Below are 4,760 nucleotides of genomic sequence, written 5' to 3' on the forward strand. Positions count from 1 at the left end.
CGATCAGTTTCTCGATGCCGGCGATCGCCGCGCTCACGTTCAGCGCGGCGACGATCCCGACCACGGCGCCGATCAGGGTACCGATCACCCCGATCACCGTGCCCTGGACCATGAAGATGAGCATGATCTGCCCAGGCGTGGCGCCCAGGGTGCGCAGGATGGCGATGTCGCCGCGCTTGTCGTTGACCACCATCACCAGGGTGGAAATGATGTTGAACGCCGCCACCGCCACGATCAGCAGCAACAACAGGCCGATCATGGCCTTTTCCATGCGGATCGCCTGGTACAGGTTGCCGTGGGTACGGGTCCAGTCACGGCTGTAGAACTCCTGGTCGCCCAGCTGCTGGGCAATGCTCCAGGCGACGCGCGGCGCCTGGAACAGGTCGTCGAACTTCAGGCGCAGGCCCTGTACCTGGTCGGGCTTCCAGCGGTGCAGGCGGGACAGGTCGCTGATGTTGGTCAAGCCCAGGTAGCCGTCGATTTCGCCCGCGCCAACATGGAAGGTACCCACCACGGTGAAGCGCTTCATGCGCGGGAACATGCCGGCGGGAGTCACGCTGACTTCCGGGGCGACGAAGGTGAGCTTGTCGCCGATGGCCACACCCAGCTTGGCCGCGGCCTTGTCGCCGATCATGATGCCCCACTCGCCCGGCGCCAGCTGGTCCAGACGGCCTTGCAAGACGAAGTTGTCGATGATCGACACCTCGCGCTCGCGAGCCGGGTCGATGCCGTTGAGCAGCACCTTCTGCACCTTGCCATCATGGGTCAGCAAGCCCTGCATCTGGGTGAACGGCGCAACCGCCACCACCTGCGGATTCTGCTTTACTTGTTGGGCAAGGGCCGGCCAGTCGGCAATGGGCTGGCCGCTCTCCAGCGTGGCATGGGGGATCATGCCCAACACGCGGGTGCGCATCTCGTGGTCGAAACCGTTCATCACCGACAGCACCACGATCATCACCACCACGCCCAGGGCGAGGCCGATCATCGAGGTCAGGGAAATGAACGAGACGAAGTGATTACGGCGTTTGGCACGGGTATAACGCGTACCGATGAATGCGAAAAGAGGTCTGAACATGTCGGGGCTTGTTCGGATGAAAGGGAACGTCCTTGTGGCGAGGCGCCTACGGCGGCTTTACACTCGGACCACCGCCGCTACCTTGGGTTCGCCATGACGACATTAGACGAAGAAGATCGCCGCGAATACTACCGCATCGAAGATCGGATCGCACTTCAAATAAGCCCCCTCAGCGCGGCCGAAGCCCTTGACCCAGATGTGTTGCAAGATGATTCCCCGCTGTTCAACCTGCTCAGCGAGCTGCACCTGTCCGACTTCGAGTCGCAGCACCTGTTGCGCCAGCTGAGCGACAAGGACCGCACCCTTGCCGCCTTCCTGCGGGCGCAGAACAAGCGCCTCGACCTGCTCAGCGCGGTGGTTGCGCAAACCCTGCTGGGTGAAGTCGGCCAGCCGTTGCCGGTGGTCATTTCCGAAGGCGGCATCGAGTTCACCCAGGCCACGCAGATTGCCCCCGGCACTCGGGTCAAAGTGAAAATGGTGCTGATGCCACGCGCCCATGGCCTGCTGCTGCGCGGCAAGGTCACCCATTGCGACCCGCGCCCGGAGGGCGGCTTCGAGGTCGGCACCGAATTCATCGACATGACCGACGCCCAACGGCAATTGCTGGCCCGTTATATCCTGCAGCGCCAGCAACAGCAGCGGCGCCAGCAACTGGGGCAGAACGACCCTGCCTCCTGAGCCCATTTCTCTCTGATTTGAAGGAACGAACGTGACCCTGATCTACGGCCATCGCGGCGCCAAGGGCGAAGCGCCCGAGAATACCCTGAAGAGCTTTCAGCAATGCCTGGCCCATGGCGTGACCCGCTGCGAGCTGGACCTGCACCTGTCAGCCGACAACGAGCTGATGGTCATCCACGACGCCACCCTCAAGCGCACCACTGGGCGGCGCGGCAAAGTGGTCGAACACCCGGCCGCCGACCTGATCAAGATCGATGCCCGCAAAGGCGGCCCGGGCCATGTGCAACCCTGCCCGATTCCGAAACTGGAAGAACTGTTCGAAAAATGCCCGTTCGATCACTGGCAGCTGGAAGTAAAAAGTGCCTCGCGTACCCGTGCCGCCACCACCGTGCTGGCGATTCGCGAACTGGCCCAGGCGTATGGCCTGCTGGACAAGGTCACCATCACCTCCAGCTCACGTGAAGTACTGGGCGCTGCCCTGGAACTGGTGCCGGACGTGAAGCGCGGGCTGGTGGCCGAATACGCCTGGCTCGACCCCCTGAAGGTGGCACAGAACTATGGCTGCGAGCTGCTGGCATTGAACTGGACACTGTGCACCCCCGAGCGCCTGCTCAAAGCACAGGGCCAGGGTTTGCACGTGTCGGTATGGACAGTCAATGAGCCGGCACTGATGCGCCGGCTTGCTGACTTTGGTGTGGACAGCCTGATTACAGACTTTCCCGGTTTGGCCAAGACCACCCTCGGGTAGGGTTGAAATCGGTCTCTCCGACCGGCTCAGGCCACCGGTCGGAGCCGCTCAAAAAAGCCGGTTCAGGCCGTCGTAGGCTGCTACCCGATAGGCTTCGGCCATGGTCGGGTAGTTGAAGGTGGTGTTGACGAAGTACTTCAGGTTGTTGTGCTCACCCGGCTGGTTCATGATCGCCTGGCCGATGTGGACAATTTCCGAGGCCTGGTAGCCGAAGCAGTGCACGCCGAGGATTTCCAGGGTTTCGCGGTGGAACAGGATCTTCAGCATGCCCTGCGGTTCGCCGGCAATCTGCGCACGCGCCATGCCTTTGAAGAAGGCCTTGCCCACTTCGTATGGCACCTTGGCCTGGGTCAGCTCTTGCTCGTTCTTGCCGATCGAGCTGATTTCCGGAATGGTATAGATACCGGTCGGCACGTCGTTGACGAAGCGCCAGCTGCCATTGTCGACGATGCTGCCAGCGGCCGAGCGGCCCTGGTCATGGGCGGCACTGGCCAGGCTTGGCCAGCCAATCACGTCACCGGCACCGTAGATGTTCGGCACGGTGGTGCGGTAGGCCTCGTCGACCTCGATCTGGCCGCGGCTGTTGACCTTGATGCCGATGTTTTCCAGGCCCAGCTTGTCGGTGTTGCCGGTACGGCCGTTGCACCACAGCAAGGCGTCGGCCTTGATCTTCTTGCCCGACTTCAGGTGCAGGATCACCCCGTTGTCCAGGCCTTCGACGCGCTCATACTCTTCGTTGTGGCGCACGGTGATGTTGTTGTTGCTGAAGTGGTAGCTCAGCGCCTGGGAAATTTCCGAATCGAGGAAGCTCAGCAGCTGGCCACGGTTGTCGACCAATTCCACCAATACACCCAGGCCACTGAAGATCGATGCGTATTCGCAACCGATCACACCGGCACCGTAAACGATCAACTTGCGTGGGGTGTGGCTGAGGCTGAGGATGGTGTCGCTGTCGTAAACGCGCGGGTGGTGGAAGTCGATGTCGGCCGGGCGGTAGGGGCGCGAGCCGGTGGCAATGATGATGTGCTTGGCGTTGAGCTTCTCGACCACGCCGTTCGGGCACACCACTTCCACGGTTTGCTCGTCGGCGAAGCTGCCGGTGCCGAAGAACACGTCGACGCGGTTACGGGCGTAGTAGCCGGTGCGCGATGCAACTTGCTTGGAAATCACCTTTTCGGCGCTTTTCAGCACGTCCGGGAACGAGAACCAGCGCGGCTCGCCGATGGCACGGAACATCGGGTTGGTGTTGAACTGCATGATCTGCCGCACCGAGTGACGCAGTGCCTTGGACGGGATGGTACCCAGGTGCGTGCAGTTGCCACCGACCTGGCGACGGTCATCGACCATTGCCACCTTGCGCCCTGCTTTGGCGGCGTTCATTGCCGCGCCTTCACCGGCCGGGCCGGAACCCAGCACCACTACGTCGTAGTTGTAGACAGCCATGCGTACTCCTTCAGAACTGGCCCGCAAGCCACGGTCGCTCGCGGGGCGCGATCATGCCGCCGGGGCGTCATGAGAAAATTCGGGTGCAGTCTAATCAAGCGTGAACGCCGCGCACATTAACCCTTGGTCGCGTCGTAGGCCAATTTCGCCCGCACTACATATGGTTCACCCATTCCCTGGCGGCAATCATCCCTGCTTGTGCTTTCGCTCGCCTTTCACCGCCCGTTCGAACGCGGGCGTAGCTCGGGAGACGAAGCCACCCTCGGCTCGAGTCACCAATACCGCGGCCAAGCCATGCGCCACGGCAAAATCCCAGCCACGCTCAGGGCCAAGGATCAACAGCAGCGTCGAATAGCCGTCGGCCTGCAGCGCCGAGGCGCTCAGCACTGTAACGGCCGCCAGGTCATGCTCGACCGGGCGCCCCAGGCGGGCATCGAAGGTGTGCGAATAGCGCCGGCCATTCTGCTCGAAATAGTGCCGATAGTCACCCGAGGTCGAGACTGAAAGGCCATTGACCGGGATGATCTGGCGGGCGATCTGGCGGTTTTCGCGGGGCAGCTCCAGGGCAATGCGCCAGGGGCTGCCATCGGGCTTGCGGCCGACCGCCTTCAATTCGCCGGTAGCCTCGGCGACGAAGCTGGCCACGCCCATGGCCTGAAGGCGTGCGGCGATCAGGTCGACAGCGTGGCCGGCGGCGATGCTGTTGAAGTCGAGCTGTACCGGGGCATCCTTGCACAGAGACTGGCCTTTGACGTGCAGGTGCTGGTAACCCACGCGCAGGCGTACCTGGGCCAGGGTTTGCGGGTCGGGCACCTG

5 protein-coding genes are annotated in these 4,760 nt (G+C 62.6%); 2 read left to right on the forward strand and 3 right to left on the reverse strand.

The genetic code is table 11. From position 1 onward, the window contains the following. A partial coding sequence (locus tag APH42_RS28510; RefSeq protein ID WP_060494730.1) for a lipoprotein-releasing ABC transporter permease subunit occupies nucleotides 1-1,075 on the reverse strand: 1,075 nt, incomplete at its 3' end. 93 nt (nucleotides 1,076-1,168) lie between these two features. Between APH42_RS28510 and APH42_RS28515 the strand changes: the two genes are divergently transcribed. Both APH42_RS28515 and APH42_RS28520 read left to right on the forward strand, forming a co-directional pair. Then, entirely contained in the window at nucleotides 1,169-1,753 is a 585-nt protein-coding gene (locus APH42_RS28515) for a PilZ domain-containing protein (protein WP_012271359.1), read from the forward strand. A gap of 31 nt (nucleotides 1,754-1,784) precedes the next feature. Next, nucleotides 1,785-2,501 carry a glycerophosphodiester phosphodiesterase gene (locus APH42_RS28520; protein WP_012271358.1) on the forward strand — a complete coding sequence of 239 codons (717 nt, stop codon included), beginning with the start codon at nucleotides 1,785-1,787 and terminating at the stop codon, nucleotides 2,499-2,501. Between the two features lie 48 nt (nucleotides 2,502-2,549). On the opposite strand, the gene sthA is transcribed toward APH42_RS28520, so the two are convergent. Then, nucleotides 2,550-3,944: a Si-specific NAD(P)(+) transhydrogenase gene (gene sthA, locus APH42_RS28525; RefSeq protein WP_012271357.1), complete on the reverse strand. Its 1,395-nt coding sequence runs from the start codon at nucleotides 3,942-3,944 to the stop codon at nucleotides 2,550-2,552. A 186-nt stretch (nucleotides 3,945-4,130) separates the two neighbouring features. Continuing rightward, a partial coding sequence (locus APH42_RS28530; RefSeq protein WP_177336887.1) for an FAD:protein FMN transferase occupies nucleotides 4,131-4,760 on the reverse strand: 630 nt, incomplete at its 5' end.

The sequence above is a fragment of the Pseudomonas sp. NBRC 111140 genome, from assembly GCF_001320885.1.
Taxonomy (GTDB): Bacteria; Pseudomonadota; Gammaproteobacteria; order Pseudomonadales; family Pseudomonadaceae; genus Aquipseudomonas; species Aquipseudomonas putida_P.